This window comes from Neisseria subflava (assembly GCF_005221305.1).
GTDB lineage: Bacteria > Pseudomonadota > Gammaproteobacteria > Burkholderiales > Neisseriaceae > Neisseria > Neisseria subflava.
In genome coordinates this window covers 219374-234391 of sequence record NZ_CP039887.1, presented here as the reverse complement: position 1 = coordinate 234391, position 15018 = coordinate 219374, and the positions used below count along the sequence as shown (strand labels likewise).

Sequence of the window (15018 nt, the reverse complement as noted above, 5' to 3'; positions counted from 1 at the left end):
TTTACCCCCAAATTACTTTAACTGAATACACCAAGCAGCCTACCAACCAAACGATGGTGGCAACTTGTAAAAACAAACGTAGGCCGAAAGGCTTAATGTAGTCCATCCACAAATCACGGATACCTACCCATGCATGCAGGAATACGGCCAAGAAGCTCACTTGGGTAAACACCTTCACCCAAGTTTGATCAAAAAATGCCTGCCATGCCGAATATTCTTTAGGCAACGTAAACAAAACAACCAAAAGAACCACGGTGTACACTAGCATGATGACCGCAGTTGCACGTTGCATTGCCCAATCGCGCAAACCGTAATGCGCACCTGTCAATTTACGTTCTACCATAACAAAGCTCCCAAAACGACGGTCAGAATCAAAGCAGAAGCAAATACAACTTTAGCAGTAGTACGGGCAGTATTTAATTCCAGGCCTTTATGCACATCCAAAAACAGAAAGCGGATACCGGCAAAAAAGTGGTGCAGATATGCCCACAACAGACCGATAAGGATCAGCTTCACAAACGGATTGGAAATAGCAGAACGATATGCTTCAAACGACGCTTCGCGATCCAGCGTTCCAGAGAAGAAATACAAGAGAACAGGCAGCATCACAAACAAGCCGACGCCGCTGATACGGTGAAGAATAGATACAATCCCCGGTATGGGCAATCGGATATTCGGAATTTCCAAAAATACCGGGCGTGATTTGGCGGACATGGTCAGTTCCTCTAGATTTATTATCAGCTCAAAACCTATAGCTCAGCACTACAATAAGCTACATAAACCATAATTTACCTGTTTTATCTCATTTTGAACAGTGCAATTTATGAATGCTCTAATGATTTTTACCAAAAGACTAATAAAATCAAACAATCATTCTTAGATTTTTTTTTGCGTGGCTAGCCTTTTTTGTTACTTTCCTGCAATTAAGCCATCTCCCCATCAAAGCACTTACGATAACATCATTATTATTTGAGAATTGTATCTATTGTGAGATAAATTCTCACTCTTGATACCTAATCTTTACAAAGGAATCTGTCGTTGAAGCAGAGTTCAAAGGCAAGAAAGTCCACATGACGTATATGAACAAAGCCGAACGCAATGTCTTGGTTGTTTTAGACAATCCGTGTGTGAAATAATGTGCCAAATTTGATGGACAAGGCCGTCTGAAAAGATATAGTGGATTAACTTTAAACCAGTACGGCGTTGCCTCGCCTTAGCTCAAAGAGAACGATTCTCTAAGGTTCTGAAGCACCAAGTGAATCGGTTCCGTACTATCTGTACTGTCTGCGGCTTCGTCGCCTTGTCCTGATTTAAATTTAATCCACTATATAAAGTTTCTATCAATCCATATCATTTGAGTTTTCATCTTCATAATATGGATGATCGAACAGCTCTCCTTCCCAGATACATTCATCCGTTATACCTTGGGATTCCATGAAAGGAACATAAGAATAAAAATCTTTTTCATATTCTCCATAAAATATATTCACTCCTTTGAGCCATACTGCATCGCATTCATCACACAGAATAATTTCATCATGAAGATATTTAGGTTTTGAATGGTAGAGATAGCCTTGTTGACAAGCGGGACATATTTTTATTCTCTTATTCATGATTACTCCATATAATCGATTTATTTTTGTGGGTAAGCAGTAGTGATTTGATTGCTGCGGCATAAGCCATTCTTAACTTATTACCATTGCATTATCATCACTACTCTTACATAGTTATACATTCAAAGACATTTCATCCATCTCTAGATGGACTAAAATACAGCACAACACCAACAATGTTTCCATACCTTATAAGGAAGCTGTATCATGACACACTCCCCTCATCAAAACACACCCGACCCGGAAGACTATATCCCCTCCTTCCGCCGTCGAAACTTGGACACATCCGGTTTTATGAAAAAACTCGGACGCTTTGCCGGCCGCCTGGGCAAACCTGTCGTCCGACAGCTTTATGCACTTTATTACCTTTGGGAATCCGAACACACGCCCAAACGGGCCAAAATGATTATTGTCGGTGCACTGGTTTATTTTCTCAGCCCCATCGACAGCATTCCCGACTTGCTGATTCCATTTGGTTTCAGTGACGACATTGCCGTCATTGCATTGGTTTATTCTCAGATGAAAAACTATCTGACCGAAGATATTCAAGAAAAAGCCCGTCAAGCGGCTGACAAGCTGTTTGGTTCTTAATTGGATACAATTCGACTACACATATATAAATATGAGAAGAAGGCCGTCTGAATATTCAGACGGCCTTCTCGGTTTATGACTTTTTTATTTCAAAGGCTGCATACCCATAACTTCCATCAGGAAGTTGGTAAACGCAGGATTGCTTGGCTTGGTATCCATGTTTTTCCAACGTTGCTGCCAACCACGCAAAGCACCTTGAATGTACTGTTTGGATTGCTCGGTAGTAATTTCACCACGTTGGCTGTCAACGGCAGAACGCAGATAAACTTCGTACATACTGTCATCGACGGAGTTGCGTCCCACTTGTTGGATACGGAAGCGGTTCAAATATTGGGCAGCCTGAACTTTGGTCAGACTACCTTGGCTCACTTGGGTACTCAAGCGACGTGCTTCATCATGAATCTTGGAAACATCTGCCCAATGCGAAGGAGCCAAATGATAACTGGTAGCTGAAACTTGTGAATCAGCCTTAGGTTTCTTGACGTTGGTTGGTCGAACTGGCACTTCTTTCAATGTTGGAACATAAATCGATTCACAACCGGCAAGTACCGCCACAGCAAGGATAGGAAGAATGTATTTTTTCATAATGCGCATTATAAGCATGATTCGTTGAAGAAACCAACTTTTGAATAACGGTATTCAAAGCTCATTAACTGAATTACAACAGATTTCATACTATATCTCAAGCCCATACGTAAAAAAGGCCGTCTGAAAACGGCCCTTTAACAACAATCCTATATTATGCCAAATCGGCAAACAGAGGCGTAGAAAGATAGCGTTCGCCATACGATGGCAACAAGACAACAATCAGCTTGCCTTCGTTTTCAGTTTTTTTAGCCAGCTGCAATGCGCTCCATACCGCGGCACCGGAAGAAATACCTACCAAAATGCCTTCTTTTTCAGCCATAGCGCGCGCAGTTTCAAACGCTGCTTCGTTAGGTACTTTGACAATACTGTCGTAAACAGTCGTATTCAAAACACTGGGGATAAAGCCTGCGCCCAAACCTTGAATCGGATGCGGGCCTTTTTCACCACCGCTCAATACCGGGGAAGCTTCAGGCTCGACAGCCACGATTTGAACTTCGGGTTTGTATTTTTTCAACACTTCACCCACGCCGGTAATCGTGCCGCCAGTACCCACACCGGCCACGAAAATATCAACTTGGCCGTCTGTATCACGCCAAATTTCTTCGGCAGTGGTTTTGCGGTGAACTTCAGGATTAGCCTCGTTATCAAATTGGCGCGGCATAAAGTAAGTATCTGGATGTTCGTCCACCAAAGACTGGGCTTTAGCGATAGCGCCTGCCATACCTTCGGCAGCAGGTGTCAAAATCAGCTCTGCACCGAACGCACGCAGCAGCATTTTGCGTTCTTTACTCATGCTTTCAGGCATAGTAATCGCCAATTTATAACCGCGGGCCGCACACACCATTGCCAAACCAATACCGGTATTGCCGCTGGTCGCCTCAACGATAACGGTATCTTTATTGATTTTACCGGCCTGCTCCGCCGCTTCGATCATGGCTTCGGCAATACGGTCTTTCACGCTGCTGCCCGGATTGAAAAATTCAAGTTTGACGGCGATTTGCGCTTTCAAACCCTCGGTCAAACGATTCAATTTCACCAAAGGGGTATTGCCGATCAGCTCGGTAATATTATTTGCAATTTTCATTTCCTGCTCCAGATTTAGATGTAATATAGCCTGCATATTAAACTCAGGCCGTCTGAAAAACCAATATCGAAAATTTCTTTCATTATAACTTTTAGTTTGGATAAATTAATATCCGCCCCGTTCAAAAATCAAAGCCATGGCAACCACAGCCTGCATGACAACTGCAACCAGCCAACCCATTTGCAGCTGAGTGGCACTAAACAAAGCCGCCGACTGCCTGCACACGACCACGCGGTGCAGATAAAACACCAGCATCAACACGCCCTGCAAAACAAACCAATAAATCGGTTTCAAAGCATAAATTTTCAGCAAGGCCACCCATGCAAAAACTGCGCCTGCCAATGGCAAGATGAAATAAACCACGCCTGCCAAGAAAACAAAAGCCAAAGTCATGACGACATTGGAAACCGCAAATAAGGTCAAACCGGCATATTCGCCTGCCGACCAAAACTTTTTGTCTTCCGTTCTACTGCAGTCATCGATAAAGAAAAAAATACTGGCGATTGTCAGATAAAAATGAGGGATAAACAAAGGGCCTGTATGCGTAAAGCCCCACATTCCGGGCAGCAAGCGCGCGCCCAGTGCCGAAATCCCCAGCCACAACAACACCGCAGCCCAAAGCCATTGAAACCGCTGCGCGCGAAAAATAAATGCCAACGATACCGCAGCATACGCGACGGCAAACCAAAAATCCAAAGAAACCATCATGAATACTGCAACTCGCCTTCAAAAACGGTTTCAGCAGGACCGGTCATTTGCACATCGCCGCCGTCTTCCCAACTGATAAACAATTCGCCGCCAGGCACAGTTACACGCACAGGCGCACCCGCTTTCAGCAAGCCATTGCGCACACCGGTCACCACAGCCGCACACGCTCCGGTACCGCAAGCCTGAGTTTCCCCCACCCCGCGTTCAAACACGCGCAGGCGGACTGACAACTCATCTTCAACCTGCAAAAAGCCGACATTGACCCGTTCAGGAAACTGCTCGTGCGATTCAATAGCGCCGCCCCAATGCTCCACCGGTGCGGTTTCAACATCATCAACCAAAATCACCGCATGCGGATTACCCATATTCACGCAGCTTACCGGTACAGATTCCAAACCGACCAAGATAATATGTGTCAGCGCATCTTCATTTTCACCATGTGCAGGCACAAACGGAATTTCAGACGGCATGAAACGCGGTTTACCCATATTGACGGTAACCAAACCGTTATCCAACAGCTTCGGCACAATAATCCCTTTGGCCGTTTCGACCAAAATTTCCGTTTTATCCGTCAAACCCTTATCCGCGACAAAACGCGCAAAACAACGCGCGCCATTGCCGCACTGTTCTACTTCCCGACCATCGGCATTGAAAATGCGGTACCGAAAATCGACCGCATCAGAAGAAGGCTTCTCCACTACCAAAAACTGATCAAAACCCACGCCGCGATAGCGGTCTGCCCATTGGGCAAGCGGCGCAGCCAACGGATCAAAGTCCTGATCGATGGCATTGACCACCATAAAATCATTGCCCAAGCCGTGCATCTTCGTAAATTTCAAAGTTTTCATTATTCATTCACATTCTTATTAAATCATTATTTCGGCACATTCTACACCAGAATGATATATCCGTTTCTATCTTGTTTTTCAGACGGCCTTGCGCCCTTTTACCAATACTAACACCAGCCACCCCGCAAAAATACTATACTTCCCACATTACAAACATTTCTTATTACAAGGATACACATTATGAAAAAAGTTCTCTTACCTGCCCTTTTGGCCGCTTCACTCAGCGCATGTACAGTCGGCACGCCCGGCGTTTCCGTCGGCTTAGGCGTCGGCACCAGCATCGGCCGCCACGTCGGCTTGGGCACATCCATCAACATCCCTGTCGGCTTGGACAAAACCAAAACCACCAAAGATACGGATTCGGACGGCATCCGCATCACAGAAGAACAAATCGTGACCTATTTTGATGCGCACGGCACACCCAGCAACAGCGCAGTCAAAGGCGGCTTCCATCGCCAACTGATCAGCAAACGCAACAACGAATATGTCGTCCAAGACTTTTACAGCGACAACAGCCAAAAACGCACGGACCCCTACGTCCTCAGCCGCAACCAGCTGATGCAGTTCCGCGCCACGCCAAGCAACGGCTCGCTGACCACTTACGCTTACAACGGCACGGTGATGCAGCAGCAAGTGTTCCAAAACGGCAAATTGGTTAACGCCAAATACTAAAGGCCGTCTGAAACGACTGGGAAGCATGTGAAACTTGATTACAAAATATTTTTAACATTCAAACATTTGAAATATTTTGCACCATTTTCTTAAAAATATTGATTGACACATTTTTTCCAGCCATTATAATACGCCCCATTCCCCGATAGCTCAGTCGGTAGAGCGACGGACTGTTAATCCGCAGGTCCCTGGTTCGAGCCCAGGTCGGGGAGCCAAATTTAAAAAGCCTGAACTTCTGTTCAGGCTTTTTTACATCAATAAGGAACGATTGTTCTTTCCCAAAGAAAGCCCTGCATCCTCATGAGACCTTTGCAAAGGCCTCTATCTGCCAAACTGGCACGCCTTGCGCCCTACCCGCTTCGTTTGGCGAACAGGCGCAAACAGCCCGAAACCTTTTGTCAATCAGGTTTTGGGCTGTTTTGCTTTTGAATAAGCGGTATAGTGGATTAAATTTAAATCAGGACAAGGCGACGAAGCCGCAGACAGTACAGATAGTACGGCAAGGCGAGGCAACGCCGTACTGGTTTAAAGTTAATCCACTATAATATTGATTGAGCGGGTTTGAATGCAATAAACACTCAATATGCCTGCGGCGGAATAACTGCCGATATATTGATTTCAATCTGCAAAACAGATAATACGAAGGCCGTCTGAAACTGATTTTTGGTGTTTCAGACGACCTTTGTTTGCTTTACGGCGCGGGTTTAGCGGAAGAAGTCACCCATGCCTGCTGGCAGGCCTTGGGTAAACGCACCCATGGTTTTATTGGTCGTTTCTTCAGCTTTTTCAGAAGCGGCATTGATGGCGGCCAATACCAAATCTTCCAGCATTTCTTTGTCGTCAGCGGCTTCTTGAATCAAATCAGGGCTGATTTCAAGTTTGCGGACAACGTGCGAACACGTCATCACAACTTTTACCAAACCATTGCCTGCTTCGCCTTCAACTTCGGTTTCAGCCAGCTTGGCTTGTGCCTTTTTCATATTTTCCTGCATTTGTTGAGCCTGCTTCATCAGGCCGCCTAATCCGGCTTTTCCGAACATGTTTTACTCCTATGGGTTTGAATAAATGGGTTTCACTCATGCCGTCTGAAAAACGCTATTGCCTTTCAGACGGCCTTGTATGTCAGTATTTTAAGAATGTCCTGCCAGCTCTAAAGAATCCGGCAGCCATTGCGCTTCAAAGGTTTGTAAGATTTTCTGCGCCGTTGTATCCGCTTCCAGCAAATCTTGCGCCTGCTGCCGCCCTTCTTCTTGAATACGTTTGCGGCGCATAACCGGCGTTTCCCAGCCTTTATCATCCTGCCAAGGCTCGGTTTGCAGCCTTAAATTGCCAAGATGGTAGGCCTCGCTCAACGTCTGGCAGATTTTATCCAAGCGCTCTTTATTGGCAGTCGCTTTGGCCTCATCCGTCAACGACAGTATGATTAAACCTGCTTCCGCAGCATAACTCGTCCATGCCGCATTTTGCGCCAACATCTGCGCCGCGCCTAACTTACGGGCGAAGCGTTCGATAATACTATGCCAATTCTCTGTTTTAAACTCAGGCAAAGGAGCGAACTGAAGCTCTTCTTCATCTCCCTCCTCTTCTTCAGGCTCAGCAGACGCAACCGGCTGCGGTACTCCCATCACATCAGCACGATGCGAATCTTCATATGTATATGCTTCATCAAAATACGGAGGCGGAATTTCCTCATCCATGTGCGGATATTCTTCCGGCTCAGGGGCCGTCTGAACTTTTGCAACAGGCAATGCCTCCGCTTCTTGCATCTGCGCCGTTTGTGTTTGAGGCGGCTCAGCCGATAATTGGCTCGGCATTTCCTCCCAAGGCGGCACATCCGCCTGCTGCTGGGCAGACTGAATAGTTTCTTCAGACGGCCTTTCAACGGTATCCTGTTTGATCGGAACAACTTCTTTCTCAACCGCCGGTGCTGCTATCGGCTCAGATTTCGGCAGCTGAAAAGGCTTTTTTTCGGCCTCAGCTTTCTGATGGTCGGAATGCAAATCCGTATGTTCAATCTGACTTTGCGTATCGCAACCGGAAGCGGCCAACGGCGCAAATGCAAGCATGCGCAAAAGCGTCATGACAAAACCGGCATACTCATCCGGAGCCAGCGGCAAATCCTGTTTGCCATGAATAGCACATTGATAATAAAGCTGAATCTGCTCGCCACTCAAAGCCTGACTTAATCGCAGCAAAGTTTCACGTTCAGGGTCGTCATTTGCCAAGGCAGAAGGAATGGTTTGAATCAAAGCCAAACGTTGCAACAGCATGGCCAATTCTGCCAATGCGCTGTCAAAACCAATCGCTCTGGCGGACATTTCCTGAGCTTTTTCCAGCAAGGCCTCACCGTTTTGATTGATGATTTCTTCAAGCAATTCGAACAAATATTGTTTATCGACCGCTCCGATCATCTGGCGGACATCTTGTTCGGCCACTTTACCCGAACCCATGGCAATCGCCTGATCCAAAAGGCTCAACGCATCGCGCATCGAGCCGGCGGCGGCACGTCCTAAAAGCTGCAAAGCCTGCGGCTGATAAGGAACGTTTTCACGGTCCAATACATGCGCCAAATGCTCAGCAACCTGCTGGGTTGTCATGTTGCGCAACACAAACTGCAAACAGCGGCTCAATACAGTAATGGGAACTTTATGCGGATCGGTGGTCGCCAAAATGAATTTAACGTGCTCAGGCGGCTCTTCCAAAGTCTTCAGCATGGCATTGAACGCGCTTTTGGAAAGCATATGCACTTCGTCGATGATATAGACTTTGTATTTACCCGCAGTAGGCGCATATTGTGCGTTTTCCAACACTTCACGGATATTGTCGATACCGGTATTCGATGCCGCGTCAATTTCCAATAAATCCACATAACGGCCGCTGTCGATTTGCGTACAGCTTTCACACTGACCGCATGGTTCGCCATGCACGGCATTTTCGCAGTTCAAGCTCTTGGCCAAAATCCTGGCAATCGTGGTCTTACCCACACCGCGCGTTCCTGTCAGCAGATAGGCATGGTGCAGACGGCCTTCGTCCAGCGCGTTGCGCAGGGCTTTGACGACGTGTTCCTGACCGACCAAATCGGCAAAGGTTTTCGGACGCCATTTTCGTGCAAGAACTTGATAAGCCATGTTGTTTCTCTACGGGAAATAAATCGGAAGGCCGTCTGAAAAGAATTATCCGCTTTTCAGACGGCCTCAGAAAATGGCATATATTCTAGCATTTTTTTGATTTTTATTAAGGATTTTCTATCAAGCCTACAGCGACAGCATGTCATCGCAATGTTAGAATGCTACACAAATGATAACCAAGTTAAAGCTAAAATCATTATGTCTGAAATCATACTACGCAACCAATCAGCCACCATGCAAGTCAACACAATGGGCGTATATATTGATTCCCTGATTTTAAAAGGGCGGGAGATCTTGTTTCCGAAAACCAGCGTTCAAGTCGCCAATGACACAAAATTACGCAGCGGCATGCATGTCTGCTTGCCCCAATTCGGACCGGACAGCAAAAATCATCTGGCCCAACATGGTTTCGGCAGAACTTCAGACTGGGAAATCCGCCATCAAAATGAATCGGATATCGGCTTGAAATTAATCAGCACAGAAAAAGGCTATGAACACGTCGAATGGTTGCTTGATTACAGTCTGCCTCACGAAAATGAAGCCATCGCCATCCTAACCGTCTGCAATTACGGCGAATCGCCCGTCCGCACATCCCCAGGATTCCATCCCTACTTTACCGCTGTCGGCACACAATTTGATTTCAACGGCGCCCCATACGATGCCGACTATATCTCCCATACCGAATTTGTTTCCTCCAATCAAGATGCACGTGTTGCATTTGACGGCTTGAAACTGGATATCCGCACCCACAATCTGCCTATGTACGCCCTCTGGAGCGATCGAAACGGCCAATATACTTGTGCAGAGCCAACCGCAGAAGGCAATGCATTTTTATCCCCTGCACGAGGCGGACAGTTTGTTTCAGGACACAGCAAAAAACGTTACGCCATGAAAATCAGACTGATGGCTTAAAATGTTCTGTAAAAGCCCCAAATACTTAAAAACCACCCCAAAGGGTGGTTTTCTTATGGCTTACAGGCCATTGTTATTGATTGCATTCGCAATATCGCGTACCGCTGTTACATACATACGGCTGTGGTTGTATTGCCATACAGTGTAGAAGTTATTCAGGCCCAAATAGTATTCAAATACGCCCGGACTGGTTTCCAAAGCATACAACACAGCCTTTTCATTATCCGCAACAGCAGCTTGAGGCACCACACCCAAAGCTTTGAAATCTGCGACAGTGCGTGTCAAAGCTGTTTTCTCATCGATAATCGCCTGCAAGTGCGGAGTAATCGTCAGATTTACCGGCACAACCATCTTACCGCCGGTCTGCCAGCCATGCTGTTTCATATAATTGGCAACAGAAGCCGCCACATCGCCGACATTATTCCAAATATCGCGATGACCATCACCATCATAGTCTACCGCCCATTTACGGTAGCTTGAAGGCATAAATTGCGGCATACCCATTGCACCGGCATAGCTGCCTTTGAAGTCAAAGACATTTTCTTTTTCTTCTTTTGCCATCTGCAGAAGTTCGCTCAACTCGTTTTGGAAAAACTCGGCACGGCGGGGATAATCAAAGGCCAATGTACTTAAGGCATCGGCAACGCGGAAGCTGCCTGTATTTTTGCCGTAATTGGTTTCGATACCAAGAATCGCCACAATCAATTCGGCAGGTACGCCGTATTTGCGTGCCACATCATCAATTACGGCACGGTTTGCCGCATAGAATTGTCTACCGCCATTAAATTTGACCGCACCAGAGTTACCGGTGCGGAATTCATACCAAGGACGCGAAGTGCTTGGCCGGTACATAATGGTAATAATGTTGCCTTTATACACCACGCCATTAAAGAAATTGCGCAATTCTTCCGCACTGAAACGGCGGTTTTTTACTTCATATTGGATAAACTGCTGAACGTTGACGTTCTCATTGAAACCGCTGCTGGCAACAGATTCAGCCGCAGCATCAAATACAGGGCGTTTTGCAGAAGAAACAGGCTCAACCGGTTTTGCCGTATCAACAGCAGGCTTTTGCGGGGTACTACATGAAGCCAGAGCCAAAGCAGCCAGACCCATCCCAAAGATTTTGATTTTATTCATAAATAATCTCTTTATTAAAATACTATGATAAATCCGAATACGAAAGAATATTCGTCCAACACATCATCTCTCTATGCCAACTGCCATACTTTTTAACCAGCCAAAAATATAAACAACTCGGCACTGATTTGCTTCGGCTCAAGCACATAAACAAGGCCGTCTGAAATCCAAGGAAACCCTTGATTTTCAGACGGCCTTGAATGAATCAATTACTCAGCGGCTGCAACAACAGCAACGGTAATTTTAGCAACGGCGTCAGTGTGCAGAGCCACTTCAACTTCGTATTCGCCAACAGCTTTCAAAGGACCGTTAGGCAGACGTACGTTTGCTTTAGCAGCTTGGATACCGGCAGCAACAATCGCTTCAGCGATGTCGGCATTGGTAACAGAACCGAACAGACGACCATCAACACCGGCTTTTTGAGCAACAGTAATGGTTTGGCCTTCCAATTTTTCTTGACGTGCTTTAGCATCAGCCAAGATTTCAGCTTGTTTGGCTTCCAATTCAGCGCGGCGTGCTTCGAATTCTTTCATGTTGGCTTCGGTTGCACGTTTTGCTTTACCGGCAGGGATCAGGAAGTTGCGTGCGTAACCGTTTTTAACGGTAACGATGTCACCCAAGTTACCCAGACCGCCGATTTTTTCTAACAGAATAATTTGCATGATTTAAACTCCAAAATTATTTGTGTTGATCGGTGTAAGGCAACAGAGCCAGGAAACGGGCACGTTTTACAGCAGTAGCCAACTGACGTTGGTAGTGTGCTTTAGTACCAGTAATGCGGGCAGGGATGATTTTGCCGTTTTCAGAGATGAAGTCTTTCAACAAATCAACTTGTTTGTAATCAACTTCTTGGATTTTTTCAGCCGTAAAGCGGCAGAATTTTCTACGTTTGAATGATTGACGAGCCATTGTCGTTTAACCTTTATATTCTTTAATGTTCTGTATGCGTAGTACCGGCTTGGGGAAGCGTTGGCTGCGTTGCGCCAAAAAACCTTCCGATTCGATGACGGCATCTTGCCGATACTGCCATTCCTCAGCCTGCTTACCTAAAATCCGCGCAGGAATTTCAAATTTGACCAGACATTTCTGTCCGTTTTCTTCCTGCCAAGACTCATGCTGTAACACAACATCTAAAACAGGAACCCCTGCCGGCGTATATCTCAAAGGCTGAACCTGCAAGATACGGGCGGTAAGCTTAATCAGATTGTTCAATCTTATTCGGCTGCTGCAACTTCTTCAGCTGCACCGTTCAGCAAGTTTTTTGCTTTTTCGCCGCCCAGCATTGGGGAAGCTTCAGTTACAGCGTGTTTTGTTTTGATGGTCAGGTGACGCAGTACGGCATCATTGAAGCGGAAAGCAGTTTCCAGCTCTTCAACCACTTCAGGAGTAGTTTCGATATTCATCAAAACATAGTGTGCTTTGTGGATTTTGTTGATTGGGTAAGCCAATTGACGACGGCCCCAGTCTTCCAAACGGTGGATTTTACCGCTGGCTTCAGTAATCATGGTTTTGTAACGCTCAACCATAGCAGGCACTTGCTCGCTTTGATCAGGATGAACGATAAACACGATCTCGTAATGACGCATGTTATCTCCTTATGGATGATTAAAAACAGCCTTTCACCATGCGAAGTAAAAGGCAAGGCAAAGAGGCTGAATTTTATCCGCATTTCTTAAAAAATACAAGTCCGGATTCAAAATCCACTTTCTTTTCAATTAAAAAAACAACATTAGGCCTTATGGTTATTTCCTAGCAAACCACTCAACTATCTGCCAAAAATCTGCTAAAATCTGCCCCATCCTAATAAATACAGCATCAGAAGGCACACAATCATGGCTCTTTTGCAGATTTCAGAACCCGGCATGTCCGCCGCCCCCCATCAACACCGCCTCGCCGTAGGCATTGATTTAGGCACAACCAACAGCTTGGTTGCTACAGTCCGCAGCGGCAGCGCAGTCTGCCTGCCCGATTCAGACGGCCGCGCCACCCTGCCTTCGGTTGTTCGTTATTTGGATGGCGAAGTTGAAGTCGGCAAAAATGCCCTTTCCGCCCAAAAAACCGATCCGCTAAATACAATCAGCTCCGCCAAACGCTTAATCGGCCGCACCCTTACCGATCTTGCACAAGAGGCGCAATACCTGCCCTATCGATTTACACCCAATGAGCGCGTGGTCGAATTAAACACCCGTCAAGGTGCGAAAACGCCTATCGAAGTATCGGCAGAAATCCTCAAAGCCCTCAAATTGCGTGCCGAAGAAACATTGGGCGGAGATTTGGTCGGTGCCGTCATTACCGTACCCGCTTATTTTGACGATGCCCAACGTCAAGCTACCAAAGATGCCGCGCGCTTGGCAGGCTTGAATGTATTACGCCTCCTCAACGAACCGACTGCCGCCGCAATCGCCTACGGACTGGACAACGCCTCAGAAGGCACGTTTGTCGTTTACGACTTAGGCGGCGGCACATTCGACGTATCCGTATTGCAACTGACCAAAGGTCTGTTTGAGGTTAAAGCCACCGGCGGCAACAGCGCATTGGGTGGTGATGACTTCGACCATCGTTTGTTCTGCTACCTACTCGAACAAAACGACCTCTCCAAACTCAACGAACAAGACAGCCAGCTTCTGCTTTCCCTTGTTCGTACCGCCAAAGAAAAACTAACCACTCAAACCGAAGCCATCATCGAAACCACACTTTCAGACGGCCATAAAGTTCATACCGTCATTACCCGCCAAGAGTTTCACAACCTGACCCAAAATCTAGTACAAAAAACCATCGAGCCCGTCAAACAGGCTTTGAAAGATGCCGGCGTAACCAAGGCAGATGTCAAAGGCGTGATTATGGTTGGTGGCTCTACCCGTATGTTGCACGTTCAACAAGCAGTTGCCACATTCTTTGGTCAAACTCCGCTGAATAACCTCAATCCTGACGAAGTGGTCGCACTCGGTGCCGCCATACAGGCAAACGTCCTTGCAGGCAACAAAACCGACGGCGAATGGCTGCTGCTGGACGTTACCCCTTTGTCGCTCGGTTTGGAAACCTACGGTGGTCTAGCCGAAAAAATTATCCCGCGCAACTCCACCATTCCTACCGCACGCGCGCAGGACTTCACCACTTTCAAAGACGGTCAAACCGCCATGACGATACACGTCGTACAAGGCGAGCGCGAACTCGTTTCCGACTGCCGCAGCCTTGCCAAATTTACCCTGCGCGGCATTCCGCCCATGGCCGCAGGCGCAGCGCGTATCCGCGTGACCTTCCAAGTTGATGCCGACGGATTGCTGTCCGTTTCAGCACAAGAACAAAGCACCGGCGTACAGGCGCAAATCGAAGTCAAACCTTCCTACGGCTTGGACGACAGCACCATTACCCAAATGCTCAAAGACAGCATGAGCAACGCTGCCGAAGACATGGCCGCACGCGCACGCGCCGAAGCCGTAGTCGAAGCTGAAAGCCTGACCGATGCCGTCAACGCCGCCCTTGAATTGGATAGAGATTTGCTGGATACCGAAGAGCTTGCACAAATCCAGCAAGACATCGCCGATTTGCAAGGTCGTCTGAAAGACGGTAAAGCCGAAGACATTCGTGCCGCCGTCGCCAAACTCAGCCACAGCACCGACAACTTCGCCGCCAAGCGCATGAACCGCAACATCCAACGTGCGTTGACTGGTCAAAGCGTTGATAATATTTGATGCCTAAACAATTTCAGACGGCCTTTGATAAAAGTCCGTCTG

Annotated in this window: 18 protein-coding genes, 1 tRNA gene and 1 pseudogene; 6 read left to right on the top strand and 14 right to left on the bottom strand. The window is 46.9% G+C overall.

Annotated elements, in window-relative coordinates; genetic code table 11:
* Position 1: 1 nt before the first annotated feature.
* From sdhD to FAH66_RS01190, 3 genes are all read right to left on the bottom strand, one after another.
* Positions 2 to 343 (bottom strand): succinate dehydrogenase, hydrophobic membrane anchor protein, encoded by a 342-nt coding sequence (gene sdhD, locus FAH66_RS01205; RefSeq protein ID WP_003678837.1) that lies wholly within the window; start codon positions 341 to 343, stop codon positions 2 to 4.
* Positions 337 to 714 (bottom strand): succinate dehydrogenase, cytochrome b556 subunit, encoded by a 378-nt coding sequence (gene sdhC / locus FAH66_RS01200; RefSeq protein WP_004519263.1) that lies wholly within the window; start codon positions 712 to 714, stop codon positions 337 to 339. The genes sdhD and sdhC overlap by 7 nt, the downstream gene beginning before the upstream one ends.
* A 626-nt stretch (positions 715 to 1340) precedes the next feature.
* Positions 1341 to 1613 carry a hypothetical protein gene (locus tag FAH66_RS01190; RefSeq protein ID WP_003686206.1) on the bottom strand — a complete coding sequence of 91 codons (273 nt, stop codon included), beginning with the start codon at positions 1611 to 1613 and terminating at the stop codon, positions 1341 to 1343.
* A 207-nt stretch (positions 1614 to 1820) separates the two neighbouring features.
* Between FAH66_RS01190 and FAH66_RS01185 the strand changes: the two genes are divergently transcribed.
* Positions 1821 to 2204: a YkvA family protein gene (locus FAH66_RS01185; protein WP_049329785.1), complete on the top strand. Its 384-nt coding sequence runs from the start codon at positions 1821 to 1823 to the stop codon at positions 2202 to 2204.
* A gap of 84 nt (positions 2205 to 2288) precedes the next feature.
* Here the strand turns inward: FAH66_RS01185 and FAH66_RS01180 are convergent, their stop codons facing one another.
* From FAH66_RS01180 to dapF, 4 genes are all read right to left on the bottom strand, one after another.
* Positions 2289 to 2789 (bottom strand): membrane lipoprotein lipid attachment site-containing protein, encoded by a 501-nt coding sequence (locus FAH66_RS01180; RefSeq protein ID WP_371464839.1) that lies wholly within the window; start codon positions 2787 to 2789, stop codon positions 2289 to 2291.
* Positions 2790 to 2943: 154 nt separating this feature from the next.
* The gene (gene cysK / locus FAH66_RS01175) at positions 2944 to 3876 is read right to left on the bottom strand and encodes a cysteine synthase A (RefSeq protein WP_137040291.1); all 933 of its coding nucleotides are present in this window, start codon (positions 3874 to 3876) and stop codon (positions 2944 to 2946) included.
* Positions 3877 to 3981: 105 nt separating this feature from the next.
* A complete protein-coding gene (locus tag FAH66_RS01170; RefSeq protein ID WP_137040289.1) occupies positions 3982 to 4584 on the bottom strand; it encodes a hypothetical protein in 603 nt (200 codons plus the stop codon).
* Positions 4581 to 5432: a diaminopimelate epimerase gene (gene dapF, locus FAH66_RS01165; RefSeq protein WP_137040287.1), complete on the bottom strand. Its 852-nt coding sequence runs from the start codon at positions 5430 to 5432 to the stop codon at positions 4581 to 4583. The genes FAH66_RS01170 and dapF overlap by 4 nt, the downstream gene beginning before the upstream one ends.
* 180 nt (positions 5433 to 5612) lie before the next feature.
* Here dapF and FAH66_RS01160 point away from each other — a divergent pair, with 180 nt between their 5' ends.
* The 3 genes and pseudogenes from FAH66_RS01160 to FAH66_RS10870 all read left to right on the top strand — a co-directional run.
* Complete coding sequence (locus FAH66_RS01160; RefSeq protein WP_070589975.1) at positions 5613 to 6104, top strand: NemA protein; 492 nt, start codon at positions 5613 to 5615, stop codon at positions 6102 to 6104.
* Between the two features lie 139 nt (positions 6105 to 6243).
* Positions 6244 to 6319 (top strand) — tRNA-Asn (locus tag FAH66_RS01155).
* Between the two features lie 207 nt (positions 6320 to 6526).
* Positions 6527 to 6646, top strand: a pseudogene (locus tag FAH66_RS10870) (IS5/IS1182 family transposase); the annotation flags it as partial.
* Positions 6647 to 6808: 162 nt separating this feature from the next.
* Here the strand turns inward: FAH66_RS10870 and FAH66_RS01150 are convergent.
* Both FAH66_RS01150 and dnaX read right to left on the bottom strand, forming a co-directional pair.
* Entirely contained in the window at positions 6809 to 7144 is a 336-nt protein-coding gene (locus FAH66_RS01150) for a YbaB/EbfC family nucleoid-associated protein (RefSeq protein ID WP_003678854.1), read from the bottom strand.
* Between the two features lie 90 nt (positions 7145 to 7234).
* The gene (gene dnaX, locus FAH66_RS01145) at positions 7235 to 9232 is read right to left on the bottom strand and encodes a DNA polymerase III subunit gamma/tau (protein ID WP_137040285.1); all 1998 of its coding nucleotides are present in this window, start codon (positions 9230 to 9232) and stop codon (positions 7235 to 7237) included.
* Between the two features lie 198 nt (positions 9233 to 9430).
* Between dnaX and FAH66_RS01140 the strand changes: the two genes are divergently transcribed.
* On the top strand, positions 9431 to 10144 hold the full coding sequence (locus FAH66_RS01140; protein ID WP_137040283.1) for an aldose epimerase family protein: 714 nt from the start codon (positions 9431 to 9433) through the stop codon (positions 10142 to 10144).
* 60 nt (positions 10145 to 10204) lie between these two features.
* Here the strand turns inward: FAH66_RS01140 and mltB are convergent, their stop codons facing one another.
* The 5 genes from mltB to rpsF all read right to left on the bottom strand — a co-directional run bounded on the left by mltB (position 10205) and on the right by rpsF (position 12870).
* A complete protein-coding gene (mltB, locus tag FAH66_RS01135) occupies positions 10205 to 11284 on the bottom strand; it encodes a lytic murein transglycosylase B (RefSeq protein WP_137040281.1) in 1080 nt (359 codons plus the stop codon).
* 209 nt (positions 11285 to 11493) lie between these two features.
* Entirely contained in the window at positions 11494 to 11946 is a 453-nt protein-coding gene (gene rplI / locus FAH66_RS01130; RefSeq protein WP_003678862.1) for a 50S ribosomal protein L9, read from the bottom strand.
* A gap of 16 nt (positions 11947 to 11962) precedes the next feature.
* Positions 11963 to 12193, bottom strand: a complete 231-nt coding sequence (rpsR, locus tag FAH66_RS01125) for a 30S ribosomal protein S18 (protein WP_003678863.1) — start codon at positions 12191 to 12193, stop codon at positions 11963 to 11965.
* Between the two features lie 6 nt (positions 12194 to 12199).
* On the bottom strand, positions 12200 to 12502 hold the full coding sequence (gene priB, locus FAH66_RS01120) for a primosomal replication protein N (protein WP_188209290.1): 303 nt from the start codon (positions 12500 to 12502) through the stop codon (positions 12200 to 12202).
* Complete coding sequence (rpsF, locus tag FAH66_RS01115; protein WP_003686150.1) at positions 12499 to 12870, bottom strand: 30S ribosomal protein S6; 372 nt, start codon at positions 12868 to 12870, stop codon at positions 12499 to 12501. The genes priB and rpsF overlap by 4 nt, the downstream gene beginning before the upstream one ends.
* Before the next feature lie 246 nt (positions 12871 to 13116).
* On the opposite strand from rpsF, the gene hscA reads away from it, so the two are divergent.
* Positions 13117 to 14976: a Fe-S protein assembly chaperone HscA gene (gene hscA / locus FAH66_RS01110; protein WP_137040279.1), complete on the top strand. Its 1860-nt coding sequence runs from the start codon at positions 13117 to 13119 to the stop codon at positions 14974 to 14976.
* The last annotated feature ends 42 nt before the right edge of the window (positions 14977 to 15018 follow it).

Coding starts and splice junctions, on each gene's coding strand:
- FAH66_RS01160 (WP_070589975.1), top strand. CDS start 5,613: ATGAAAAAAGTTCTCTTACCTGCCCTTTTGGCCGCTTCACTCAGCGCA.
- FAH66_RS01140 (WP_137040283.1), top strand. CDS start 9,431: ATGTCTGAAATCATACTACGCAACCAATCAGCCACCATGCAAGTCAAC.
- sdhC (WP_004519263.1), bottom strand. CDS start 714: ATGTCCGCCAAATCACGCCCGGTATTTTTGGAAATTCCGAATATCCGA.
- mltB (WP_137040281.1), bottom strand. CDS start 11,284: ATGAATAAAATCAAAATCTTTGGGATGGGTCTGGCTGCTTTGGCTCTG.
- FAH66_RS01185 (WP_049329785.1), top strand. CDS start 1,821: ATGACACACTCCCCTCATCAAAACACACCCGACCCGGAAGACTATATC.
- FAH66_RS01170 (WP_137040289.1), bottom strand. CDS start 4,584: ATGATGGTTTCTTTGGATTTTTGGTTTGCCGTCGCGTATGCTGCGGTA.
- rpsF (WP_003686150.1), bottom strand. CDS start 12,870: ATGCGTCATTACGAGATCGTGTTTATCGTTCATCCTGATCAAAGCGAG.
- dnaX (WP_137040285.1), bottom strand. CDS start 9,232: ATGGCTTATCAAGTTCTTGCACGAAAATGGCGTCCGAAAACCTTTGCC.
- sdhD (WP_003678837.1), bottom strand. CDS start 343: ATGGTAGAACGTAAATTGACAGGTGCGCATTACGGTTTGCGCGATTGG.
- cysK (WP_137040291.1), bottom strand. CDS start 3,876: ATGAAAATTGCAAATAATATTACCGAGCTGATCGGCAATACCCCTTTG.
- FAH66_RS01190 (WP_003686206.1), bottom strand. CDS start 1,613: ATGAATAAGAGAATAAAAATATGTCCCGCTTGTCAACAAGGCTATCTC.
- rplI (WP_003678862.1), bottom strand. CDS start 11,946: ATGCAAATTATTCTGTTAGAAAAAATCGGCGGTCTGGGTAACTTGGGT.
- FAH66_RS01180 (WP_371464839.1), bottom strand. CDS start 2,789: ATGAAAAAATACATTCTTCCTATCCTTGCTGTGGCGGTACTTGCCGGT.
- hscA (WP_137040279.1), top strand. CDS start 13,117: ATGGCTCTTTTGCAGATTTCAGAACCCGGCATGTCCGCCGCCCCCCAT.
- FAH66_RS01150 (WP_003678854.1), bottom strand. CDS start 7,144: ATGTTCGGAAAAGCCGGATTAGGCGGCCTGATGAAGCAGGCTCAACAA.
- dapF (WP_137040287.1), bottom strand. CDS start 5,432: ATGAAAACTTTGAAATTTACGAAGATGCACGGCTTGGGCAATGATTTT.
- rpsR (WP_003678863.1), bottom strand. CDS start 12,193: ATGGCTCGTCAATCATTCAAACGTAGAAAATTCTGCCGCTTTACGGCT.